Source organism: Sphingobacterium sp. WM, from assembly GCF_029542465.1.
Classification (GTDB): domain Bacteria; phylum Bacteroidota; class Bacteroidia; order Sphingobacteriales; family Sphingobacteriaceae; genus Sphingobacterium; species Sphingobacterium cellulitidis.
In genome coordinates, this window is record NZ_CP120709.1 from 3,726,626 (window position 1) to 3,751,143 (window position 24,518).

At 37.6% G+C, this 24,518-nt stretch carries 18 protein-coding genes; 5 read left to right on the forward strand and 13 right to left on the reverse strand.

Annotated features, from left to right (window positions below; genetic code table 11):
• Nucleotides 1-41 precede the first annotated feature (41 nt).
• From PZ892_RS15855 to PZ892_RS15870, 4 genes are all read left to right on the forward strand, one after another.
• On the forward strand, nt 42-1,169 hold the full coding sequence (locus PZ892_RS15855; protein ID WP_277711515.1) for an alpha/beta hydrolase-fold protein: 1,128 nt from the start codon (nt 42-44) through the stop codon (nt 1,167-1,169).
• Nucleotides 1,166-2,281 (forward strand): alcohol dehydrogenase catalytic domain-containing protein, encoded by a 1,116-nt coding sequence (locus PZ892_RS15860; protein WP_277711518.1) that lies wholly within the window; start codon nt 1,166-1,168, stop codon nt 2,279-2,281. Before PZ892_RS15855 ends, PZ892_RS15860 begins: the two co-directional genes overlap by 4 nt.
• An 8-nt stretch (nt 2,282-2,289) precedes the next feature.
• Nucleotides 2,290-3,084 (forward strand): alpha/beta hydrolase-fold protein, encoded by a 795-nt coding sequence (locus PZ892_RS15865; protein ID WP_182499112.1) that lies wholly within the window; start codon nt 2,290-2,292, stop codon nt 3,082-3,084.
• A gap of 84 nt (nt 3,085-3,168) precedes the next feature.
• Nucleotides 3,169-4,458 (forward strand): MFS transporter, encoded by a 1,290-nt coding sequence (locus PZ892_RS15870; RefSeq protein ID WP_277711520.1) that lies wholly within the window; start codon nt 3,169-3,171, stop codon nt 4,456-4,458.
• Here PZ892_RS15870 and PZ892_RS15875 read toward each other — a convergent pair.
• From PZ892_RS15875 to PZ892_RS15915, 9 genes are all read right to left on the reverse strand, one after another.
• Entirely contained in the window at nt 4,455-5,465 is a 1,011-nt protein-coding gene (locus PZ892_RS15875; RefSeq protein WP_094257224.1) for a LacI family DNA-binding transcriptional regulator, read from the reverse strand. The two genes, PZ892_RS15870 and PZ892_RS15875, sit on opposite strands and share 4 nt — an antisense overlap.
• 119 nt (nt 5,466-5,584) lie before the next feature.
• A complete protein-coding gene (locus PZ892_RS15880; protein ID WP_094257225.1) occupies nt 5,585-6,193 on the reverse strand; it encodes an outer membrane beta-barrel protein in 609 nt (202 codons plus the stop codon).
• 112 nt (nt 6,194-6,305) lie between these two features.
• Entirely contained in the window at nt 6,306-7,529 is a 1,224-nt protein-coding gene (locus PZ892_RS15885; protein WP_094257226.1) for an MFS transporter, read from the reverse strand.
• Nucleotides 7,530-7,542: 13 nt separating this feature from the next.
• A complete protein-coding gene (locus tag PZ892_RS15890; protein WP_277711523.1) occupies nt 7,543-8,610 on the reverse strand; it encodes a hypothetical protein in 1,068 nt (355 codons plus the stop codon).
• Nucleotides 8,586-9,530 (reverse strand): dihydrodipicolinate synthase family protein, encoded by a 945-nt coding sequence (locus tag PZ892_RS15895; RefSeq protein ID WP_094257228.1) that lies wholly within the window; start codon nt 9,528-9,530, stop codon nt 8,586-8,588. The genes PZ892_RS15890 and PZ892_RS15895 overlap by 25 nt, the downstream gene beginning before the upstream one ends.
• A gap of 4 nt (nt 9,531-9,534) precedes the next feature.
• Nucleotides 9,535-10,233 carry a GntR family transcriptional regulator gene (locus PZ892_RS15900; protein WP_094257229.1) on the reverse strand — a complete coding sequence of 233 codons (699 nt, stop codon included), beginning with the start codon at nt 10,231-10,233 and terminating at the stop codon, nt 9,535-9,537.
• 28 nt (nt 10,234-10,261) lie between these two features.
• Nucleotides 10,262-11,917, reverse strand: a complete 1,656-nt coding sequence (locus tag PZ892_RS15905) for a sialidase family protein (protein WP_094280654.1) — start codon at nt 11,915-11,917, stop codon at nt 10,262-10,264.
• Between the two features lie 10 nt (nt 11,918-11,927).
• Complete coding sequence (locus tag PZ892_RS15910; RefSeq protein WP_277711527.1) at nt 11,928-13,382, reverse strand: RagB/SusD family nutrient uptake outer membrane protein; 1,455 nt, start codon at nt 13,380-13,382, stop codon at nt 11,928-11,930.
• Between the two features lie 10 nt (nt 13,383-13,392).
• On the reverse strand, nt 13,393-16,551 hold the full coding sequence (locus PZ892_RS15915; RefSeq protein ID WP_277711528.1) for a TonB-dependent receptor: 3,159 nt from the start codon (nt 16,549-16,551) through the stop codon (nt 13,393-13,395).
• Between the two features lie 449 nt (nt 16,552-17,000).
• Between PZ892_RS15915 and PZ892_RS15920 the strand changes: the two genes are divergently transcribed.
• Nucleotides 17,001-17,303, forward strand: a complete 303-nt coding sequence (locus PZ892_RS15920) for a hypothetical protein (RefSeq protein WP_182499118.1) — start codon at nt 17,001-17,003, stop codon at nt 17,301-17,303.
• Nucleotides 17,304-17,309: 6 nt separating this feature from the next.
• Here the strand turns inward: PZ892_RS15920 and PZ892_RS15925 are convergent, their stop codons facing one another.
• From PZ892_RS15925 to PZ892_RS15940, 4 genes are read right to left on the reverse strand one after another with little or no spacing between them, the layout of a single operon-like run.
• The gene (locus PZ892_RS15925; protein WP_182499119.1) at nt 17,310-18,335 is read right to left on the reverse strand and encodes a 6-bladed beta-propeller; all 1,026 of its coding nucleotides are present in this window, start codon (nt 18,333-18,335) and stop codon (nt 17,310-17,312) included.
• 23 nt (nt 18,336-18,358) lie between these two features.
• Nucleotides 18,359-20,509, reverse strand: coding sequence for a c-type cytochrome domain-containing protein (locus tag PZ892_RS15930; RefSeq protein WP_277711530.1), 2,151 nt, complete (start codon nt 20,507-20,509; stop codon nt 18,359-18,361).
• A 13-nt stretch (nt 20,510-20,522) separates the two neighbouring features.
• Nucleotides 20,523-22,001, reverse strand: a complete 1,479-nt coding sequence (locus PZ892_RS15935) for a DUF1501 domain-containing protein (RefSeq protein WP_094280666.1) — start codon at nt 21,999-22,001, stop codon at nt 20,523-20,525.
• A gap of 36 nt (nt 22,002-22,037) precedes the next feature.
• The gene (locus PZ892_RS15940; protein WP_277711531.1) at nt 22,038-24,398 is read right to left on the reverse strand and encodes a PSD1 and planctomycete cytochrome C domain-containing protein; all 2,361 of its coding nucleotides are present in this window, start codon (nt 24,396-24,398) and stop codon (nt 22,038-22,040) included.
• Between the last annotated feature and the right edge of the window lie 120 nt (nt 24,399-24,518).

Sequence of the window (24,518 nt, forward strand, 5' to 3'; positions counted from 1 at the left end):
TATAAAAACTAATATCTTAGTAGTACCAATTAATAAACGATATGATGAATAAAATTATCGCAGTAGCTCTTTTTCTAGCGATTTCATTGACTGCATTTGCACAAGAAGCAAAGCTTACCATTCGTGTGAATGCCCCTGCTACCACCCCAGCGCAAGATTCAATTATCCCAATTGGAAATCAAGGTATTTGGGGGTTTTGGATTTATCCTAAGAGCAATGCCCTCAAATCCCTAGGAAACAATGTTTGGGAAAGCACTTATTCTTTTCCTTTGAATAGCGACCTGGAATTTAAAATTACGCGTGGATCTTATTTTAAAGAAGCCTTATACAATGGAAATGGCCAAAGTGCCCAGCCCATAAAACTAAAGATCACAAAAGATACAACCATCGTGTTGAACCCTAGTAATTGGAATGATATTTACCAACGTAGTATTGTAGGAACTGTCCGATACCATCATAATTTTGGAAGTACGTATCTGAAAAGTATCCGAAATGTGGTTGTTTGGCTGCCACCTTCCTATCTGGAAAACACAAACAAGAAATATCCTGTACTCTATGCGCATGATGGTCAAAACCTTTTTGATCATACCAATCTAAGTGGAAGTGAATGGAGAATGGATGAAATTGCAGATAGCCTCATGCGAAAAGGTGAAATCGAAGAATTTATCATTGTCGCCATGGCAAATACAAAGGATCGCTGGATAGAATACAATGGTACTCCTGAAGGTGAAAACTATCTGAAATTTATTGTCACCGAATTGAAACCCTTTATTGACAAAACTTATCGCACAAAAACTGATCGTGCCAATACAGGGATTATTGGTTCTTCCATGGGCGGCTTAATTTCCTTTTACGCAGCCTATAACTATCCGCAAATATTTTCAAAGGCAGCATGTCTTTCAAGTGGGTTTTTCTTTGATGATGGCAATATCATGAATAGCATCAAAACCGACCTCAAACCTTTACATAACAGTATGGTTTATTTAGATTGTGGTGGAAAAGACCTTGATTACGACTTTCTACCTAGCAATCAACAGGTTAACGAATTATTGCAAAAAGATAAACAGATGAAGGTATTATACAAGGAGTTTCCTGAAGACCCTCATAATGAGGTCGCTTGGTCAAAAAGATTGGATATCCCCTTTAAATTTCTATTTCCCAAAAAATGATGATAACATGCAAAGCCGCCATAACCAATGGCAAAGGCGATTTTTTTATTGATGAGATTCAAGTGGGAGAACCTCAAGCTGATGAGGTTCTTGTAAAGATTAAAGCCGCTGGAATTTGCCATACTGATTATGACTCTCTCAATTGGAATAAGAACCTTGTTCTTGGTCATGAAGGAGCGGGAATAGTCGAAAAAATTGGTACTGATGTAAAAGATATCAAACCGGGAGATGCAGTACTTCTGAATTGGGCAATCCCATGTATGACCTGCTTCCAATGTAACCTTCATAACTATCATATCTGTGAAAAATCATCGCCAGTAACAGGTCAAGGCCATAAGACAAACTTGGGCCATGCCCATGCTGCAGGCTGTCTATGGCAGAATCAGCAAATTGAACGCTCCTTTAATATCGGGACCATTTCTGAATATTCCCTTGTTAAAGCTGCAGCAGTTACTAAAATCACTACGGATCAACTCCCATTTGAATGTGCAGCCATTATTGGTTGTGGAGTAATGACAGGTTACGGTTCTGTTGTGAATGCAGGGAAAGTTACACCAGGCAGTTCTGTTGTTGTCCTTGGAACGGGAGGTGTAGGATTAAGTGTAATACAAGGAGCCAAAATAAGCAAGGCAGAAAAGATTATTGCCATCGATATAAATCCTAAACGATTGGAAATGGCAAAACAATTTGGTGCTACCCATTGCTTATTGGCCGACCCACAGGATAAAGGATTATTACGGATAGCAGAACAGGTAAAAGCCCTTTGTGCTGGCCGTGGTGCTGATTATGCCTTTGAATGCACTGCCCGACCTGAATTGGGAGCAGCTCCATTGGCAATGGTAAGAAATGCCGGAACCGCTATTCAGATCAGTGGAATTGAACAGGAAATTAATTTCGATATGAACTTGTTCGAATGGGACAAGCTCTATCTGAACCCCTTATATGGTAAATGTAACCCATTTGAAGACTTCAATAAAATCATTCATCATTATCAAAACAAAGAATTGCTATTAGATGAAATGATCAGTGCACGGTATGCCTTAGATGATCTTCCCAAAGCATTTGAAGATATGTTAACTGGTAAGAATGCAAAAGGGGTCATAATTTTTTAAGAAGAAAAATGGAAAATAAATTTAGGTCAATTGAACAATCAAACCCCGAATTTGGAACTAAAAACTTAAGGTTTATCACGGTCAAATCCCAGAACTTAAAAGGTCGTGGCGATATCTGTATGTATGTCCCTGAGCAATGTCCAGTGGATGTCCCTGTTGTAATTTTACTTCATGGGGTGTATGGTAGTGCATGGAGCTGGCCACTCAGTTCAGGAGTTCATGAACAAGTGGATAATGCGATTAAAGCTGGAACAATCAAACCCATGGTTTTATTGATGCCTTCTGACGGATTATGGGGGGATGGCTCTGGATATGTAAAACACAAGGAATTAAATTTCGAAAAATGGATTGTTGAAGATTGTATTCAAGCAGCTAAGCAAGTTTTGCCAGAGAACATTACAGGAAAATCAAAATTCTTTATTGCCGGATTATCCATGGGAGGCTATGGAGCCATGCGACTTGGAATCCGACATCCTGAATTATTCTCCGCTTTCTCTGGCCTATCAAGCATCACATCCATACCTGAATTTGAACATTTTGTCGAGGAAAATTTGGAAGTCTATCAAGAGGACAAAGATTTAGCTTTAATAGATAGTTTTATTGCTAATAGAAAGAATTTACAGCCTTTTAGATTTGATTGTGGAAAAGATGACATATTGATAGAATACAATAGAAAACTTCACTCACAGCTATTAGAAGCTAATATTAATCACACTTATGAGGAGTTTGAGGGAGGCCACAGTTGGGACTATTGGAAAAATAATATTTTGAAAACAATATTATTTTTTAATTTACAGCTTTGAAAAACCAATTATTAACATCTATACAGCATGCAACAAACGTCAAAAAGAATGAAGCCTAGGCTTACTCGTGCTCAAATATTTAACATGAGTTTTGGATTTTTTGGAATTCAATTTGGTTTTGCTCTTCAAACCGGCAATGCTTCACGGATCCTCCAAACATTTGGTGCTGATGTTGAGCATTTATCCTTATTCTGGTTGGTTGCTCCATTATCGGGCATGTTGATACAACCTATCATTGGTTACTTTTCTGATAAGACATGGACTCGTTTAGGAAGACGAAGACCTTTCTTCCTGGGTGGTGCATTAGTTGCTGCTGCTGCTCTTGCATTGATGCCTAATGCCTCTGTCCTCACCTTACTCCTCCCGCCATTGTTGATTGGTGCCGGAATGTTAATGATCATGGATGTTGCTTTTAATGTATCCATGGAACCTTTCCGCGCATTGGTAGCCGATAATCTTCCTAAAGAACAACATGGCTACGGATATGCCGTTCAAACCTTCCTGATTGGCGCTGGTGCTATTGTTGGTTCATTCTTACCTTATGTGCTTTCAGAATATTTTCAGGTGAGTAAAGTCGCTGAACAAGGTCATGTCCCTGATAATGTCATCTGGTCTTTCTATGCTGGTGCTATCGTTTTGGTACTTTCCCTATTATGGACCGTCATCACAACTAAGGAATATAGCAATGAGGAACTCAAATCTTTTGAAGAGTCTGACGATGAACAGGAGGTTCATAATACTAAGTTCAGTTCAATATTCAAGGATTTCAAAAACATGCCCAAGGCTATGAAACAACTTGGCTTGGTTCAGTTCTTCTCTTGGTTCGCCCTATTTTCAATGTGGGTTTTCACCACTCCTGCCATTGCACAGCATATTTATCATCTTAGTCCTTCTGACACTTCCTCAGTAGCCTATTCTGATGCTGGAAATCTTACAGGTGTGCTATTCGGTGTATACAACTTGGTAGCAACGCTTTTTGCTTTGATTTTACCAAAGTTCTATAATGCCATTGGAAAAAGAAAAACACATATGTTTGCCTTGGGAATCTCAGGAATTGGCCTAATATCTATTCTGTTTATACAAAACCCGAATTTGCTTTTTATTCCGATGATTGCAGTAGGAATTGCTTGGGCAAGTATCCTTGCAACACCATATTCGATTCTATCTGGAGTAGTGCCTCCTAAAAAAATGGGGCTTTATATGGGTTTATTTAATTTCTTTATTACTCTCCCTCAATTGGTCAACGGAGTAATTGGGTCGGTATTAGTTAAATATGTTTTTCAACATCAGGCAGTTTATTGCTTGACAATGGCGGGTGTATTTATGCTGTTGGCAGCACTGTCGGTTTTGTCGGTCAAAACTGAAAAAGCTTAACCTTTGGAAGAGTCCCGAATCACAAGGTCAGATTGCATGGTCACAAACATTTCATCATCCAATAATTCTTCGCCTGAAAGCTGCTTCAATAATGTCGATGCGGCTTTCTCCCCAATCTGAATGGCAGGTTGTCTGACAACCGATAAGCCAGGCTGTAATAATCCTGCGATTTCAAGACTTGAAAAGGCTATGATCTTAATGTCTTCCGGAATCTTAACCCCTATACGTTGGCAAACGTAATAGGTCGAAAAAGCCAAACGCTCCACAGAAGCCAAAATTCCATCTGGTTTTTGTTTCTCAATAGCGGTTTCTATAATCACATTATTTTCTTCGTAAGAGTTTGAACAATCTACGATTAATCGCTTACGTAATGGGATTTTATACTTCTTTAAAGCATCTTCATATCCCTGAAGACGGGTTTTACCAATGGAAAGATCCTTATTGATTACAAAATAGGCGATCCGCTGGCATCCACTTTGAATCAAATGTTCCGTTGCCATGAAACTACTTTGATAGTCATCCGTGACAATTTTTGGTAATTCAATATCATCGTAAATCCTATCAAACAAAACAATAGGAAGATGCTCATAATTTATGGACTCCAAATAACTATGGTCAGTTGATTCTCCAGAGGCAGACATAATAACTCCGTCTACCCTTCCGCTCGCCAAACTGCGAATAAATTCTCGCTCCTTCGTAATATCATCATCAGTCACAAAAATCAGAATGTGATAGCCTTGTTCCTTCGCCACTCGCTCCGCACCTTGAATAATCTGGGTAAAGTAGTTATTGGCCAACTCCGGAAGTACAACCGCAATAGTTTTACTCTTTTGTTCCTTTAGATTGCTAGCATAATAATTCGGCTGATAGTTGAGTTCTTTGGCTAACTTCAGAATCCGTTCTTTAGTTTTCGGATTGATATCACTGCTATCCCGAAATGCTCGAGATACCGTTGATTTTGAAATATTAAGCTCCTTTGCAATTTGGATAATATCAACTTTTGCCATATCAGCGTCTATAATTTTTTTGTTCTATTTCAGCCAAGAAATACTCCTTTTGCAGAGCTTAAACAATTATAATTTCTGTCACTAATATAACAATTTTGTTATTATTCAATTAAGAGAATCTATCTTACTCCAAACTCGTACGCAACACCAATTGAGGACACTCGATTTAAATATTTTGCTTCACTAGAATTAGAAATATTTATAAATCCTGCTGAACTTGAAATAGAAAATACAAACCCTTTTATATGACGATAGCCAAATACAGCTGTCAATCCAGCATCCCAAGGATTCAACTGTTCCATTCCATCACCCCATTGCAAATGAATCGCCTCTCTTCCCGAAGTTACTCTCGCATCAACCCCATAAGCAGCATAAGGTCCTCCGCCAAAAAAGAAATCCCCAGTCCCAACAGGCACCCTGCCCAAGAAGTTGACCGGAACTTGTAAGTATAAAAACCTATCCGTTAATTTCTGACCATCTATTTCTGATCGACCTCCTTTTCCTTCCAATGAAATTCCCGGCTGAATTGAAAAACCAGGTGAAATACGTGCATCATAATAGGCTGATACATGAAAGGTAGGAGCAATTTTTGTCTTCGCAGATTGGTTATCAATCCGAATGAATTGACTCGCCAAATTTAATCCGGCTTTAATACCAAAGGTATCTTGTGAATATGACATGCTGGCACCAGCAATAACAAAGAGAAAACTGAAAAAGAATTTCTTCATCTTAAATTCGTTAATAATATTGGTTGGTTATTTAATTCAAATGTTGGATAAAGCTAAGGATTTTACAGATTTCTTTTCAGTAAAAATTAATAAATTATTTCAAGTTAAATCCTTAATCTTTATTCTGAATTTTAATAAATCTAAGAGACAAAGTAGCAATAAGCAATAAAACTGCAACAACTTGAAAAGTTATTGCAAGACTTACATTCGCATCTTTCAATGCGCCACCTACATAGACCATTATTCCTCCAACAATTGTACTCAGGAAGTTTAGAAATCCATATCCTGTTGCAATGTATTTAGGATTGATTACTTGACGCAGCAAAGGCATCAGATTTGCATCATTGAAACCTCTTGCTAAGCCAAAAATTATCATTCCGCAAATAGCTAAACCAAAAACCGTGGTTGAAGATAACAGAAACAAAAATGGGGTTCCAATACAAAAACCAAGTAAAATAACATTCATCCTTCCCTTTGGATTCTTTTGCACCCACTTATCTGCTAAGATCCCTCCAATTATTACACCAATGAATGACCCAACTTGCATATATCCAGTGGCTGAAATCCCCGCACTTCCTAACCCAAGATGAAATTGCTCCTTTATGAAAGTAGGTAACCAACCATTAATTAACCAGTTTGCCATTCCTAGAACCGAAAAGAATATTAAAATAATATAATATGAGGGAATTTTAAACAATGATCCTAAAGCTTCTTTCAAACTAAATGAATCCTTGATATCCTCCTGTACAAACCGTTCTTCTTTCTTTTTATCCTTCAATAAAAACAGAAGCAAGAATGAATACAGAACCCCAAAAGCACCAAAGACATGAAACCCATATCTCCAACCCCATAATTCAGCAATATATCCTCCTAACCCTCCTAAAGCTAAACCTGTATATAATCCGCACATATGAAGACCAGTCGCAAGAGAACGTGTTCTTCCAGAATGGTAATCAGTAATTAATGCTAATGCAGCTGGAATATAACATGCCTCACTAACTCCCATAAGTACCCGAGTAAATAGCATTTCTGAAAATGATTGTGTGTATCCGGTCCAAAGAGTTACTGCTGACCAGACACCAACTGAAAAAATTATGACCATCCTTCGCGAATACTTATCCGCTAAATAGCCCCCAAATGGACTCACCAAACCGTAAGACCATAGAAATACTGACGTTAATAACCCAAACTGAGCATCATTAATATCAAAATCCGCAACTATTGGATCTCGCATAGAGGTGATCAATAACCTATCAAAGTAATTTAAGAAAGCAACTACCCACAATAAGGCAACCACCAACCATGGATAAAATGATTTGTTCAATTGGTTTTTCATAATTTATTTTGATTTATTTCTTAAACTTTAGCACCTGATTGGTTCTAACAGCTGGCTGAGCTTCTCCTCCTGGAATAATAACACTATTATTCCAATGAATAGCTGTAGCAGTAACGGGTGCAATTATCTCTTTTATTTCTCCTCTTTCTGTTTTTATTTGAGAAGGAATTTCACATGTAATTTCCCAAGAATTTTTATCGGCTGTATAGGTATATACTTTTCTCGAAAATCCAGGATGATTTTCTCTTAAATCGGAATCAATCAATTCTCCACTATCACCGGAGAGAAATATAAATTGGTTTTTTTGAAGTTCAACTCCAGGGTTTGAGACAGCAGTTATAGCTACTGGACAACTTTCAATCCCAACCCACTTACTCCCATTGAACATGAAACCATCTTTTAAATATGTTCTCTTCCCATCGTTCAATGAAGCTCCAGAAAATACATATAAACCTAATTCATTTGCAGCAGAAGCAGAAAGTATCCTACCATTACCCGGAATCGGAGGCAACTCAACCCAACCTGATTCAAGATCTTCAAAATCAAGTTTAAAAACTCGATTTAAGGCAGTTTTTGAATCAACATTTTCTTGTCCACCTACCACATACCAATAACTCCCGTATTGAGAAAAGGAACAGTTAGCAAGGGTAATCGGCAGATTTGACAATTCAATAAATTTAATTCTCTGATTATCAATTGAAATCTCAAGAACCTTATTGAAGTGCTCCTGCTGATTACTTCCTCCAGCTATATAGAATTTACCATTAAAGCTTGCTGAAGCTCCATATCCAACTTTATAGGGAAGTTTTCCTATTTCCACCCATCTAGATTTTTCATTTTCAAGGTAAAACAGCTTATCTGTCCAGATTTTTACACCCGAATCCCAAGGTGGGATACCGTCTTGGAATTGTGCTCCTCCTGCGCTAACGATTCCTTTACCTAATTTCCCGGCAAAAGACCCTGCAAACCCTAATTTATCCGGAATAGTATCTAATAATTCCAAATGATTTTCCTGGCCTTTGCTTGTTAAACCAATCATCATAAGTGAAAAAATGATTAAGCTTTTCCAGAGTTTCTGCATGATTCCAATGTTTTAAAGAAACCAATATCCTCTAAATCCTTTTTCAATCCATCATATTCTTCATTTGACAAAGTTTGCAATGGCAGTCTCGAAGGTCCCATTTCAAATCCCAACATTTGCATAATTGCCCTTTGGGAAGGAATTGGTCCATATTTAATAATTAACTTAATCATTTTGACCGCTTCATATTGAAATTGTTGTGCTAATTCAATCTGGCCAGATGAAAACAGGTCTATGACTTTCAAGTAAATCGGTGCAGCATAATTATAAGTACTTCCGATAGCTCCATTAGCCCCAACTGATAATGCAGGTAGCAATAACTCATCAAAACCAAATAACATATCGAAATCATCACCACAAATTTGAACTCCATCTTGATATTCGTGAATGGCAGAAGATGTAAATTTTATGCCGGCAAAATTATTTGCCAACTTTGAAAAGTTTGGAATAAAATTTTCAAGATTGATGTTGACACCCGTAATATGTGGTATATGATAGTAATAGAATGGTAATTTAGGAGCAGCATTTGCTATCTCCGCCAAACTATTCATTAACACTGTTTCATTGGCGGGCTTAAAATAAAATGCACAAACTGAAGAGAAACCATCAGCATTTATTTCTTGTGCATGACTGGCCAAATGCTTAGCCTCTTCAATCGAGCTATGTCCAACATGGACAATAATTTTAACCCTCCCCTGAGCTGCTCGCACAAATTCTGATGCAATTTTTTTTCGCTCTGCAATAGTGAGGCTCAAACCTTCTCCATTGGTGCCACAAACAAAAATCCCTGAAATCCCAATATCAATTAAATGTTCAACTATCTTTGGAATGTATTCATAATTAACTTCTCTCGTGGGATAATATGCTGTAAAAGCCGCGGCTAATAGTCCTTTAACTTTGTAGGTAGATTGAAATCTCATTTTGTTATTTATTTATATTGGCAAGAGCATCTAAATGTGGTCTTAAATGTTCTTCCATTCCCTTTTTAAATTCGTCAATATTGCCTTTTCGGATCAGTTCAACCAAATCTGCGTGACTAACTTTAGGTGTTACTACCCGCTTCTCCGTCTTTAGCACAAAATCAAATAAAGGCATGAGCATAGATTGAAATCGCTTTAAGGTTTGATTTCCTGTAATTTCATATAACTTCCCATGGAAGGCTATCTCATTTTTTATTCGAAATGAGGGATTGGTGGAATCATCGTTTTTAACAATCTTATCTAATTCCTCCAAATGTTTTTCCTCTATTCGCATAAAAAGCAAATCCGCCATCCCCAATTCTAAAACAAGTCTAAGTTCAAAAATGTCATGTAGCGTATTTTTATCTACGAGCTGGGGCTGCAAAACTTTCTCTAAGCTTCCCAATACATCGGGATGCGTAAGAACCATTCCTCTTTTCTTTTTGGAAGTTATTATTCCAAGCATTCTCAATCGACTTAAGGCTTCCCTAAGAATATTTCTACTTACCCCTAAAGCCTCTGCAATCTCCATTTCTGTTGGCAGACTATCTCCAGCCTTGAGTTTTTTCTCCTGAAGGAAATCTCTCAGTTTAAGCTCTACTAAATCTGTTAAAGATGTAGCTTCAATAGGCTTAAAGCCCATGCTTGTTTCTTTTGTGCTCATTTATTTCAATTAGTGCAATAATTTCTATTTAATCTTTTATTACCTCACCTATAGGAATCCTCTGAAAAACCATGTCTGATTGACTGCCTTCATACAAAATCCCAATGCTTTTGTCATCAACCGAAGTAATACAAGAATATCCTCTGCCGCTCCATTCATCTAGCAAAATGTGTTTTTCATTAGGCCAAGTTTTACCATAATCAAAACTTGTTTGCAAAGTAATATGGTCTCTATTTGCAATAGAATGTGGATTACAAAAGAATAAAATTTCCTTTGTTGTGCCACTATTTTTAAATTGATGCTTATGTAAACTAGCCATACAAGTAGGCTCAATTAAGGCATTAAGTGAGGTCGGATGTGTTTTCCAGGTTTTTCCAAAGTCGGTTGTAGTAGCAACTGCCCTTCCATTATTTGGTATTGCAGTCCCTCTATTCCGATTCGCTCGCATATTTAACATTAAAACACCAGGTTCTAATTCTACTACAGCACATTCCGTGGTTCCCTTTTCTATTAACACTGCTTCGGAAGAACTATGCCATGTTTTTCCAGCATCCTTACTATAGGTGATATTTGAAAATGGATTACCATTTTTATCTCTACCTTGGGTAGGAAACACTAAGGTTCCATCAGCCATAGTTATTCCTTGACCTGGTGCAGGTGCCCAAAGCCACCATTCTTCCTTTTTCCCTTGCTTAGTAATGTTCACAGGCTCCGACCATGTTTTGCCATCATCAGTACTCTTGGTAATTAAAAATTGGGCAGTCTGTTTAACATCGAATCCAGGTTGAGAACCTTTTGTAAGCCATTGATGATTCCAGGTCTTACTGGTGTCCGTTAAACCTTCAACCCACTCTCCTTCTTTATTTTTGACACCATACATCCATAATCCTGCAATATAAATATCTCCAGAATTTTGATCTACCAAAATACAAGCATCTGATACTCCATTAAACTTTTCAGGTAAACTACCCCAAGTTTTCATATCTAATGCTATTTGAATTGGTTCCCAAGTTTGACCTTTATCAAAACTACGTTGGACAGCTATATCCATGTGCCCTTGCAAATCCCGTGAACTCTCATATCTTGCATCGTAAATCGCTAACAACGTACCTTTCTTGGATGTTGCTAAACCAGGAATTCTAGAGGTATGAACCCCATCTTGCATATGGTTGCGAACTGAAAATGCAGGTCTAAAAACTTTTTTTTCTTTATAATTTCCAGCAATTCTATTTTTATTGGTAGAAATTGAATTAACCTGAAATACTATTTTATTTAACAAATCAACATCCTGTCTTAAACCTAGGCTAATCCAAAAATATTGTTTGCCCTCCATTTGGATTTTATAATTTAATGGAATAATAATTTTGGAACTAGTAGGCTCAATACTAACAATTTGGTCTAATTTATTTAAGTTTGGTTTAATCGAAGAGTCCATCTTAGATGTATACAAACTGATAGTTGTTAAATCATTGAAGTTTGTACTCCCTTCCAATGAAATTGATAGTTTCCCAATTTCTTTTCCAACATCCTCCTTCTTTGCTTCAAGAGTAATTCTAGCAATCGGATTATTGTTCTTTCCTAATAAAAGTGGAAGTTGATAATACCGTATTTCAATATCTGATGCATGTACAAATACAGAACTACAAACAAATAATAATAAAATAAAAATGCCTAACCTTTTCATAATGTTTCTATTAATTGTAACCTTCTGTTTGTTTAATATTTGGATTAGTATTTATCGAACTATCATGCACTGGCCATAGAAGTACGTTAGGTTTATCCTTTTGCGATTTCAAAGATTCTACCTCAGTAAAGACAACACCCATACGAATAAAATCCCACCATAATTTACCTTCCGCTACAAACTCACGTTTTCTTTCCAAAAGTATAGCCTGATCAATTTGTAATTTACCTAATCCAACGTATTTATTTTCAATACCATACGCTCTTCTTGCTATTAGATTCAGGTTTTGCAGTGCCAATGTAGGATTATTTAATGCATTTTCTATTTCTGCACTCAATAATAATGCGTCAGCGTAACGGTAAATGACTAAATCAGAATCAAAAATCCTTGTTCCATTTTCCCATGTTCCAGAATACTTATTAATCCATTGAAATGTTGACTGTTTTCCAACATCAAAATACGTTTCATAACTAACTTTCGTCCGTTGATCAGTAGGTTCTACAGCTAGAAATTCTTTGTATTCATTGGTAAGGAAAACCCATTGCTGATGTGATCCAACCTTAATCGGATTTTCTATAACGGATGCTGAAACATATTGAAGTGGAACCAAATAATTACTTGGATATCCACCCGTTGCTTCATCCATTACCATTCTCCAACAAAAGATAATTTCAGGATTTAATTCTGTTTTGAAAACATTTGCAAAATTGGGCAACAATGAAAATTTACCACTACTGATAACCTTATCTACCGCAACTTTCGCTTTGTTCAAAGCGTCCTGCCCAGCGTTGTTTACTTTAGCTATCCATAGATAATAGTCTGCCTTCAGAATTTGTACTGCTGATTTTGTTGCTATTTGGGCTTTATTATTTCCTTCTGGAATCAATTCTTCTGCAAGAATTAAATCTTTCTCCACTTGACTAAATACTTCTAGCTTCGGACTTCTTGTTGGATATAAATCTTCTTGAGTACTTGATTCAAATCCACTCAACACAATAGGTGCGTCTCCCCAAATTCGAGCAATCCAATAATAACAAAATGCTCGGATATAATGAGCTTGTCCAAGGACATTGTTTTTTTCTTCATCAGAGGTAAATGCAATTTCAGGAACATATTTTAATATTAGATTACAATCATTAATCGTTGTATATAAATCCTTCCAGTTTGCTTGAGCATGTGTACTGTTAATTTGATTTGAGAAAGCATTGCTATATCCAGCACTGGTCTCTAAACCTTTACCCCATAGACCAGTTCGGTATTCTCCCCAAAATATATAAGCTGTTGAAAAGGTAGAACGCATCCTAACATAAGCACCATAAATTGCTGCTTTTGCATCACTTTCGTCTTTCCACATTGAATTTGCTGTAATAGCACTTTCCAAATCCACTTCTAATTTATCTGAACAACTAGGCATTAATAAACTTGTTGTTAGAAATAATATGCTGTAAAAAAATCTTGTTTTCATAATCAATCAATTAAAGGGTTAGTTTAATCCCAAGAGAATATCTGCGAATCGCTGGGTAGTTAAAATAGGAACCGCTATAAGTTGAATTTGTACCCACCTCTGGCGAAATTCCTTTACCAGCACCTTCCCAGAAATACATTAAGTTTTGACCCGACAAAGCTATTTGGAGATTTGATGCCCCAATTTTCTTAATCAAATTATCTGGTAGGTTATAAAGGAATGTGACCTCTCTTATTGCTAAGTAATCTCCCTTATAGTTAAATGCTGATGAAGTCCTTGAAAAGTTTGAATTTCCAACATCAGGATCATTTGCAAAGAATCTAGCATACTGAGCATTATCTCCCGGCTGTTTCCATGTGTTTTTCACATCATTAACCAAAGTATAATTATCTGCAAATGTGTTCATGAAATAGCGCATATAGGCATTGTGGTTTATACTATGACCAAGTGCCCAATCAACGAATACGTTTAAACTAAAAGATTTATAAGTAAAGGTATTCTGAAGCCCTCCCGTACTATGTGGAACAGTCACCCCAAGTTCAAATTGATCCTTACTGGTTATTACTCCATCGCCATCTCGATCTACCCATTCATAATCTCCGGGCATTTTTCTACCTTTTATACTTTTACCATCTTCTGGATCCCACCCTCTAGCTGATTCATCATATCGCGCATTGGCTGCCTCTTCTTTCGTTTGAATGATATGATCAACTTGATAACCATAATATCTGTATAGAGATTCTCCTTCAGCCGTCCCACCAAATGCCGATCCATCTGCCAATTGAATTCCTCCAATTCTGTTATTTTCACGACCATTGGTTGGTAACTTAAGAACTTTATTTTTAACAAAACTCCAAGTTAATTTAGAGTCCCAACTAAAATTCTCTCTTTTAATATTTTGGGAACCAATCTCAAAATCAAAACCATGAAACTTCACCTTGCCTACATTCGTTTGCACTGTAGAATACCCAGATGTATTGGGTAAATCCATACTGAACAATAAGTTATCTGTTATTTTATTAAAGTAATCAACTTGGAAACTTAACCTGTTATTCCATACAGTAAAATCAATTCCTGCATCGAATTGGGTAGAGGTTTCCCATGTTAAATCTCGGTTTGGCATAATGGAAGGCATTATTCCAGCATTACCATCATAACGATTATCAGCGACATACCTTCCTAAGGCATCATACAGACCAATGGAATTATTCCCTGTTTGACCAAAACTACTTCTTAATTTCATGTAATTTATGGCATTTTGGTTCTTGAAAAAATCCTCCTCAGACACAATCCATCCAGCTGATACACCCGGAAAAAACCCCCATCTATTTTGTTTAGCAAATAAAGACGAACCATCATAACGAAATGTACCCATCAATAAATACCGCTGCTTATAACTGTAGTTTGCACGGCCAAAATAACCTATCAGAACCTGTCTCCATTTATCACTATCCGCATCAGTTTTATTCGGACCTGCAGATAATGAAGGTACTTTATCTGAACTAGCTCCATTTACTGCAGCCGAAAAATTGGAATTATCCGTTTGTTGGTAGGAATAACCAACCATAGCTGACAAATCATGATTTTGAGCAAAGTTTTTGGAGTAATTTAATAATCCATCAAATTTCAACCGATCTAATTGCCCATTGCTTTGTCTTGTTGTTCTTAAACCACTAAATTCATGGGCTTTTTCAAAATAACTATAGTTGTTGGTATGTGAAAAGTTAGAAACCACAACTTGGGCTTTTAACGATTCCAATACCTGATAATCTAGCCCCCCAGACAGGGAAAACCTTTTATCTTTATTACCAATATCTCTTGTAGCATCCCACCACACTGGATTTGGCGAGCTAGCATTATATCCCGGAGTAGGCTTTCCATTATCATAATATATTTTTTGTGTTGGTGGTGTTGCTAAGCCTCTCGCGATAACATTCATTTGATTTTCAAATGCCGATGACAGAGTATTTGAGTAATCAAACATGGTGTTAAAAGTCAATTTTTTATTGATACTGACATCGACTTTCCCTCGTGCTGTAAAACGGTCAAAATTTGTTCCTAATGCAACACCATCATCTTTGGTATAACCTGTACTTCCTGCATATCGGACAGTCTGATTTCCGCCATCTAAACCAATGTAATAGTTTTGCCAATTGGTATTTCTAAACAATAAGGATTGAAAATCATTATCTTGAAAAATTATGGTTTTACTGGGGTCCAATGGATCAGCCATACTCTGATAACCTGCAGGAATACTTTCTCCATCTTTTAAATATCGTGTTGAATAAATGGAAGTAAGATCATTTCCAGAACTTGCTGAATAACCTGAATTAAAATTATAATTTTTATTTGGGCTTAATGCAACAGCAGGTCTTACCGTTGATATATAATCTCTTGAATTCATGAAATCTATCAATGACTCAGGTGTCTGATATGCATAATTCGCATCAAAAGTAATTCTAGCTGAACCGGAATCTTTTCCCTTCTTTGTGGTAATTAAAACAACCCCATTGGAAGCTCTGGATCCATAAATTGCTGTTGAAGCAGCATCTTTTAATACTTCAATTGATTCAACATCATTTGGATTAATTCCTGAAAATGCACGTTCAACACCGTCTACTAACACTAATGGATCATTAGTTTTATTGATAGACGACCCTCCACGGATTCTAAAAACCGCATCTGCTCCAGGAGTATTATTAGATTGATAAATTCGAGCTCCAGCAACTTTACCTCGAAGACCTTCTCCAATTGTGCTGATTGGTATATTCTCTAGGACTTTCCCATCTACTTTGGATATAGCTGTTGTTAGTGTTCTCCTGCTTTGGGTTCCATATCCAACAACTACAATCTCATCTATATTAGTATCTGAAGGCTTTAATTGAATCGTTAAATTATTTTGACCAGCGGAAACTTGCTGCTCAAGAGTTTCATATCCTACACTGCTAAAAATTAATGTGCTCGGAAATGAATTAATTTCAATTTCAAACAGCCCTAAATCATTGGAGGTAACTTGTGTTTGGCTACCTTTTATCCCAATCGTCACTCCCATCAATGCTTGATCCTTATCATCCAAAATTTTCCCAGTTATTTTTGATTGAGAATAAGATGGATAACCAGTAAGAAGCAAAATAAGGCAGCTTAAGCAACTGATTAACATGGTTTTCATAATAATTGAGTTTATATTGATTAGTATTTATGTACTACATAAAGACAAATATAAAACTTTTATATTATCTACCAATTAATTTTATACTTTTTTCTCAAAACTTAGAAGAAGCCAGCAATTTACCTTTAGAGAACTAATTTTACTTTAAACCAATAAAAACCCTACTCAAGTTCCCAATTTTACCGGACTTTCGCCGGACCTTCTTCGGACATCAGTCGGATTTTGTTCGAAAATTTTCTGACAAGGTCCGGAGGAAATCAGACGAAGATGCGGTGTTGGGTAAAATTTGGGCTTAAGTAATTGCGAATGACTATAGTATTGGAAGGCTATTTTAAATAAAGTCAAAACTCGAATAATATCTTTTAAATGCCAATGGATTTAAAATCTTGGAATACTATTATTCTAGACAATAAGAACTACATTTACTTCAGGAATCTTAATAGGTAGACATGGAGGAAAAGAACTATCCCATTCGAATAATTGCAGATAAACTTCAATTGGAGGAAGTGTTAAAACAGCAATCCGAAAAGGAGCAATTCGAAAAGCTAGCGAATTACCTAGACTATTTGGTTTCTCATGATTTCAATAAGCTGATTAGTATCCTCTATAGAATTGATGTTTCCGAAGATAAGGCTAGAAGGTCATTGGCAGAGGAGGCTGGAATTAGATCAGCAGGACATACTTTAGCTAGGTTATTGTTAGAAAGAGAAGCCGAAAAAATCAAGTTTAGAAAGATGTATAAGAAGGATTGATTTATCTTACACTCTATTCAATTTATAAGGGAAAACTTTTCCAGAAGCCCATTGAGCCACATATAGATTTTCATCATCATCTACGCATACATCATGAGGGTGGACAAAGATTTTATCCATTTGTTGCATTGTTCCTAGAGTGCCATTGGTATAGATAGGTTCGGTACCACCTACATTACTGATTACCTTATTCTTTTTATCGAGAATGGTAACAAATCCTGAGCCGGCAAGATCCATATTTGGAGATCGGAGGACGGCTGCATAGATATGTTTTCCATGGATAACAGGCCTACATACACAAGCTCCAGGAAGTTGGATAATATCAAGCAGTCTTCCTGAGGTATCGAATCGCTTAAAGCAATTTCTGGTCCTGTCTGTAACCAGTAAGGTCTTTTTCTTGTCGCGGGTATCGAAGGTTATGCCATGGGCATTATCTAAATGCGGATCTCCTTCACCTCTCCCACCAAAATGTGCAATGAGTTTACCTTGTTGATCATACTTCAGGATATGCTGCGCACCATAGCCATCAGCAATATAGATATCACCATTTTCATCAACGGCGGTTTCCGTTGGAACGAATTCTTCTTTTTTATTGTAGAGTCCGACGCCTAAAGGAGCGTCAATAGTCAATAGTACCTCACCTGAAAGTGTCGTTTTATAGACCTGATGTTTATCCGTATCGGTGATATATAGGAATTCAGTTCCATTTTCATTATGCAAGGTAAGACCATGTCCACCCGGGAAATCATGGCCCCAGCTATCCAAGATTTTACCATCTTTATTTAAAATAATAATATTGTTTTTCACCTCATTGGTCAGCAATATCAATCTTCCCTTTTTATCTTGAACCATCTCATGGCAATCATTTACCGTTAAACTTGGGGAATGCTTCGTAGCCCAGGAAGTATCCAAACTATATTTCATGTTGTTATGTCCATAAACCGTTTGCTTGGGTCTGGCAAATAGATCCTTCATGATCAATAAGCTTCCTGTTAATAGCGTTGATTTTTGTATAAATGATTTTCTATTCATAGTCTGATGGTTGTAGGGTAATTTTATTTTAAAATAATCTCGTCGACAAAAAGCCAAGGTGGGTTGCCTTCACCTGGGAATCCTTGCGGGATTTTAGAATAATGCTTTGTTTTCAATCGAATAAAGCTAAATTTTTGACTAGGGACATGGCAGGCAATAATTCGTTTATACCTCGATTTACCAACCTCATCAAGATCCAGTTTCACCTTATTGACTAGTTTCATATTGAGAGAATCTGTTCCTGCCCAGATTTCAATAAATTCAGGGGGATAGATATGTTCATTGTATGATTGTTTGATACTTAAGGCAAGCGTATCCAGTTGAACAGGTTGATCAAAAAACATGTTGGTAGAGAGGTCATTCCCTTGAAAGCCCAACCATTTTCCATCAGCATTATTCGAACCCCCACTTTCCAGATCAAAGAAGCTTTGTTCCTTTCTTCCCTTATATTGTGGATTAGGTTGATAGTCCAAAGTCACTTTCTTCGGGGTATAGATGGTAGCGAAATAATTCTGTCGAACTTCATTACTAGGTAACCATCCTTCTTTGCTTGCTTTTACTCGTAGGGTAGCATTCTTATTAACTTTAAAAGGTGCTTTATAGGTTAAAGCGGTTGAGGTGTCCGGATTCGTGCCGTCCAAGGTGTAGCGGAATTGTACCCCCTTGATAGGATGGGTAATCGCTACGTCAATTTCCTTTTGGAAAAAGCTTCTACCAGGGTCTATTTTTGGAGGGGTGAGAGCCAACTTTTGTGAATCGTCCGTCTTAAATCCATGATCAATTTTAATGCTTGGAAATTCCTTTTGAAGAGCCTCGATTTCAGCAGGCTTTAATGCTGTATTCCAAACAAAAACCTTTCGAACCTTAGGCATCTTCAGCAATTTCGACAAACCGTCCTTAGTGATTTGAGTACCAATCAAACTTATACTTTTTAGATTTGGGAGATCATTCAACTGCGTTAATTCCTCATTCGTGATCTTACTATTATTTAAGTTCAGAATTCTAAGGTTTTTAAATTTTTTAAGGGTCTGAATATCTTCTTTCCTAATAGGCATGGAACTTAAATTGACTGATACAATCTGCTCTGCAATAGGTTGAAGTTCTTCCAGGGATTTATCAGTAAAGAAGTCTTTACCGTAAAAATTAACGTCCAATGCTGGTGAGCCTGCATCCAGAGGAGTAATTATACGATATGCCGTGTTTAATTTTTTAATTTCCGATTCATCTGCGCTAGCGAAATCATAAGTTTCGGCGCCAATAAAACCATAAATGGACTTCACAGATTGGTATAATGTATCCTGAACAGCAAATGAGGACAATGGTACATCAAACTTACCACCACTCTGAATCCAAGATTTCAGTAAGGCCACTTCATCAATACTCAATTGAGGTTTACCTTTAGGTGGCATTTTATGCTCATGTTCAATATCCAGCATAATTCGTTCAATCATTAAACTGGTCAAGGCATTTCCAGCAGTAAATACCTTTCCGTTTTCACCACCTTTTAAAATGGAAGAACTATCCGTTAAGATCAAACCACCTTTAGCTTTATCGGAATTATGACAACTTGCACACTTTGCCTTGAGGATAGGTAAAACCGCATCTTCGAAAACCAAAGTATTTTCAGGATCCAACTCCTTGGATTCCTTCTGCATGACTGGTGCCATAATAAAATCCTCACCATGGGTTAATGAAGCCCCAAAATGCCCAACCAGAAGAAGCAGAATAATTGAAATATTAAGTCCTATAGCAAACAGATTCTTAAATTTTTTGGCAGGATTAAACCGTATATAAGCCATTAATCCTAGTGTCAACAACGATAATCCCACTCCAGTATACTTATGCAGTTCGTAGGTAGTACCTTCGAATCCTCCTTCCTTTGAAAGTAGGAGCCCCATTATGACCGTTATTGAAGTAAGAAGGGAACTAATAAATAATAGGGAATTAACAACGGATTGTAATGTAGGAACATCCTTTTCCAATCTATTCCTAAATAGGAATAAGATCCAAGAAATAATCAGCAGAACTATTGGAAAATGCAATAATAATGGGTGCATTCTACCGACTACTTGTAAATAAGCTGGGATCTGTATACTACCTTCAAATAAGAGGAAGAATATGATAAAGCTATTTAGCCCGATCAATATATTGAAATGAAAATTCTTGATGGTCATTTAGCGATCCTCTTTATGCTAATATATCTTTAACAACATTTCCCGCTACATCTGTTAAGCGATATCTTCTACCCAGGTGTTTAAAAGTTAGCTTTTCATGATCTAAGCCAAGGGTATGAAGAATGGTTGCATGAAAGTCATGTACATGGACAGGGTTCTTAACAATATTATAACCCAATTCATCGGTTTCACCATATACCATTCCGGGCTTAATACCACCACCTGCCATCCAGATGCTAAAACAACGAGGGTGATGATCACGACCATAATTATCGACGGTCAATCCACCTTGACAATAATTAGTTCTTCCGAATTCACCGCCCCAAATTACCAGCGTTTCATCGAGCAATCCTCTTTGTTTAAGATCGGAGATTAGCGCTGCGGAAGCTTGATCCACATCTTTAGCTTGTAATGCCATTTCATTGGGTAATCCGCCATGTTGGTCCCAACCTTGATGGTACAGTTGCACAAAGCGAACTCCATTTTCAGAAAGCTTCCGTGCCAACAAACAATTTGCGGCATAGGAACCAGGGACAAGACATTCTGGGCCATACATTTTGATGATATGATCAGGTTCCTTGGACAGGTCAGTAACTTCAGGAACCGAAGTTTGCATGCGATAAGCCATTTCATATTGTTGAACCTTGGCTGTAATTTCGGGATCTTTGAAGGTTTCGAATTGCATGCTATTTAATTCGGCAAGCTTATCAAGTAATTTCCGGCGGCTGACTTTATCAGTACCGTCTGGATTATTCAAATAGAGAACTGGATCTGGTCCACCCATAAATTGAACCCCTTGATGCACTGAATCTAGGAAGCCATTGGTCCATAACTTAGAATATACCCCTTGCCCATTCCCTCTGCCTTTGGATACCAAAACACAGAATCCAGGGAGGTTTTGATTTTCACTACCAAGTCCATAGCTCAACCAAGCACCCATGCTCGCACGGCTTCCTTGTTGGGATCCGGTTTGAAAAAAGGTGATGGCAGGGTCATGATTAATAGCATCCGTATGCATGGATTTGATAATACAAAGGTCGTCTACAACCTTTGCCATATGTGGGAATAAACTACTTACCCATGCTCTACTTTGTCCGTATTGGGCAAAATCGAAATAAGAGCCCACCAAAGGGAAATTAGCTTGACCTGCGGTCATTCCGGTCAGACGTTGCCCACCGCGGATAGATTCCGGGAGATCCTGGCCTAACATTTCTCTTAATTTAGGTTTATGGTCAAAGGACTCCAGCTGGGATACACCTCCGGATTGAAACAGATAAATCACCCGTTTCGCTTTTGGTGCGAAATGAGGCAAAGCCCTTTCAAAAGCTTCCTGACTTCCCGGTTTACCAGAAAACAAATCAGGAATCAATAAAGAACCCAAAGCGATACTTCCAATTCCAATACTCAAACTTGATAAAAATTGTCTCCGATTCTGAAACAACTGCGCTTCTTTAACTTCTTTATCTAAGTTGTTATCTACCTTCTTTTTCATGTTAATCAGCAAAAAATTAATCTTAAAAGTCTATTCTTATCCTTTATTGAGGGTTTCCTCCAGATTGTAGATGGCATGTACCACTGACATTAATGCCGCTAGTTTTTCTTGAGGAATGGATTTATCCGTCGGTGCTTCACCGACTTTTAAAAAGGCGGCTGCATCTTCTTTTTTCTTCGTAAAACGGGTTAGTTCATCCTGGTAATAATCTGCCAATAACTTCAATTCTTTTTCTGAAGCATTTCTACAAAGCACCCTTTTAAATACTTTATTGATATAATCAGTTTGTTTTAGATTTGGAGCTTCCTGCAAAAGTTTTGTAGAGTAAATCCGGGATGCTTCCAATATCGCGGGGTCATTCAACATGACCAAGGCTTGCAAAGGAGTATTTGTTCTTTGTCGTTGCACTTCACAAGCATCTCGATTGCTGGAATCAAAAATCAACATATTTGGAGGTGGTAGAGTCAGCTTAAAGAAGACATACAAACCTCTTCTATAGAGATCATCGCCATGGTCTTGTACATATTGCGCGAGTGTTCCACGCCCAGAACTACTTACCTCCCAAATACCATCGGGTTGATAAGGCTTAATGCTTGGTCCACCAATGTCCCGGTTCAACAAACCACTGGTTGCCAAGACCTGGTCACGTATCATTTGTGCTGGTAATCTAAGGCGTTTTGTTCTTGCCAGATAAATATTCTCTGGATCCTTTTCGAGGTGTTTAGTATTAATTTCTGAGGATTGCCTATAGGTAGCAGTACTCACCAGTTGTTTCAATAGGCGTTTGATATTCCAGCCATTTTGCTGAAAATCAACTGCCAACCAATCCAACAATTCAGGGTGGCTTGGCAAATCCCCTTGATTACCAAAATCTGCAACCGAAGCCACCAATCCACGGCCAAATACCATTGCCCACATTTGATTCACAAAGACCCTTGCGGTCAATGGGTTTTTATTGCTAAAAGTCCATTGAGCGAGTCCCAGTCGATTGGATGCATATTTCGTACTATCAAAAGGCAATACCGACTCAGGCGTTTGCGGATATACCCGCACTGTCGGAGCTTCATAGACTCCACGATCCAAAATAAAGGTCGGTCGAATACTATCCCGCTCTCCCATTACTGAAACGCTGACATCGGCATTATCAGCCGTATTATTAATAAAGTTCAAGATGCCTTGACGATCTTCGGCCGTAATGGTTAGTCGCGGGGTCTTGGAAGGTCCAGAATTTACCAATCCTTCAAGTCCCTTTTCCAAGGAGTTATTAAAAAATGCATACATCCCATAATAATTCTTCTGGGTAAAGGGGTCATATTTATGGTCATGACATTGCGCACATTCCATGGTAATCCCCAAAATACCTTTTGCATAGGTGTTGGTTTTATCCAATCCATAGGCTACTCGATATTCTTCTTCCACTACACCACCTTCTTCAGTAATCTTATGATTTCTATTAAAGGCAGTTGCCAATAACTGTTCTTTATTGGGATTTGGCAATAAGTCACCTGCGAGTTGCCAAGTAACAAATTGGTCGTAGGGCATATTTTCATTGAAGGCATGTATCACCCAATCTCTCCATGGCCATTGCGTTCTGATATCATCATCTTGATAACCGTAAGAATCAGCATACCGGGCTACATCCATCCAATGCAGAGCCATTTGTTCTCCATAAGCTGGGGAAGCCATGAGCTCATCAATTAGTCGATCATAAGCTTGAGCAGAAGTATCATTCAGAAACTTCTCCATCAGCTTTTCATCAGGAGGCAATCCTGTTAGATCTAAACTTACCCGACGTAACAATCTATTTTTATCCGCTTCGGGATTTGGTTTAAATCCCGCTTTGGTCATTTTATCGAGGACAAATTTGTCAATATCATTTTTACTCCAACTTTTATCTTTTGGTTGTGGAACTTCTGGTTTTACAGGTGCTGTAAAAGCCCAGTGAGGTTTATAAACGGCTCCTTGCTCTATCCAGCGTTCGATAAGGTCGATTTCATAGTTGCTTAGTGGCAAATTTGAAGCAATCGGAGGCATCCGAATGGATTCATCCTCGGATTTAATTCGAAGAAAAGCTTCACTAATATGTGGTTTTCCTGGTACGACTGCATGCTTACCCGGGCTTTCAGCCAATGCTTTGTAAGCTCCCTCTTCGGTATCCAATCGTAGGCCAGCTTCCCTGGCATTATTATCAGGACCATGACAGGCAAAGCATTTATCCGACAAAATGGGTTTTATATCATAATTATAATCTACGTATTTCGGCAAAACGAAATTCCCTCCCTCAGAACCCGAAGAATCATTTCCAGATTTGCACATCGTGAAGAAGGCCATCAACAGGCAGAGCGTTGAAAATACAGCGATAATGCTTAAAATCCGTTTTGAGTTATTTCTACACATCTTAAATTATGTTAGGTCAAATTTATTTTAATAAACTAGGCACAAATCCAAAACTTGAATCACCGTTCAACCGTATTGATTATGCTCCATATCCAGAACTTGACAATAGTCGTCCTTGGG

What these genes read in the sequence shown, in the direction of transcription:
- PZ892_RS15855 (WP_277711515.1), top strand. Translation starts at nt 42, where the DNA reads ATGATGAATAAAATTATCGCAGTAGCTCTTTTTCTAGCGATTTCATTG.
- PZ892_RS15860 (WP_277711518.1), top strand. Translation starts at nt 1,166, where the DNA reads ATGATGATAACATGCAAAGCCGCCATAACCAATGGCAAAGGCGATTTT.
- PZ892_RS15865 (WP_182499112.1), top strand. Translation starts at nt 2,290, where the DNA reads ATGGAAAATAAATTTAGGTCAATTGAACAATCAAACCCCGAATTTGGA.
- PZ892_RS15870 (WP_277711520.1), top strand. Translation starts at nt 3,169, where the DNA reads ATGAGTTTTGGATTTTTTGGAATTCAATTTGGTTTTGCTCTTCAAACC.
- PZ892_RS15875 (WP_094257224.1), bottom strand. Translation starts at nt 5,465, where the DNA reads ATGGCAAAAGTTGATATTATCCAAATTGCAAAGGAGCTTAATATTTCA.
- PZ892_RS15880 (WP_094257225.1), bottom strand. Translation starts at nt 6,193, where the DNA reads ATGAAGAAATTCTTTTTCAGTTTTCTCTTTGTTATTGCTGGTGCCAGC.
- PZ892_RS15885 (WP_094257226.1), bottom strand. Translation starts at nt 7,529, where the DNA reads ATGAAAAACCAATTGAACAAATCATTTTATCCATGGTTGGTGGTTGCC.
- PZ892_RS15890 (WP_277711523.1), bottom strand. Translation starts at nt 8,610, where the DNA reads ATGCAGAAACTCTGGAAAAGCTTAATCATTTTTTCACTTATGATGATT.
- PZ892_RS15895 (WP_094257228.1), bottom strand. Translation starts at nt 9,530, where the DNA reads ATGAGATTTCAATCTACCTACAAAGTTAAAGGACTATTAGCCGCGGCT.
- PZ892_RS15900 (WP_094257229.1), bottom strand. Translation starts at nt 10,233, where the DNA reads ATGAGCACAAAAGAAACAAGCATGGGCTTTAAGCCTATTGAAGCTACA.
- PZ892_RS15905 (WP_094280654.1), bottom strand. Translation starts at nt 11,917, where the DNA reads ATGAAAAGGTTAGGCATTTTTATTTTATTATTATTTGTTTGTAGTTCT.
- PZ892_RS15910 (WP_277711527.1), bottom strand. Translation starts at nt 13,382, where the DNA reads ATGAAAACAAGATTTTTTTACAGCATATTATTTCTAACAACAAGTTTA.
- PZ892_RS15915 (WP_277711528.1), bottom strand. Translation starts at nt 16,551, where the DNA reads ATGAAAACCATGTTAATCAGTTGCTTAAGCTGCCTTATTTTGCTTCTT.
- PZ892_RS15920 (WP_182499118.1), top strand. Translation starts at nt 17,001, where the DNA reads ATGGAGGAAAAGAACTATCCCATTCGAATAATTGCAGATAAACTTCAA.
- PZ892_RS15925 (WP_182499119.1), bottom strand. Translation starts at nt 18,335, where the DNA reads ATGAATAGAAAATCATTTATACAAAAATCAACGCTATTAACAGGAAGC.
- PZ892_RS15930 (WP_277711530.1), bottom strand. Translation starts at nt 20,509, where the DNA reads ATGACCATCAAGAATTTTCATTTCAATATATTGATCGGGCTAAATAGC.
- PZ892_RS15935 (WP_094280666.1), bottom strand. Translation starts at nt 22,001, where the DNA reads ATGAAAAAGAAGGTAGATAACAACTTAGATAAAGAAGTTAAAGAAGCG.
- PZ892_RS15940 (WP_277711531.1), bottom strand. Translation starts at nt 24,398, where the DNA reads ATGTGTAGAAATAACTCAAAACGGATTTTAAGCATTATCGCTGTATTT.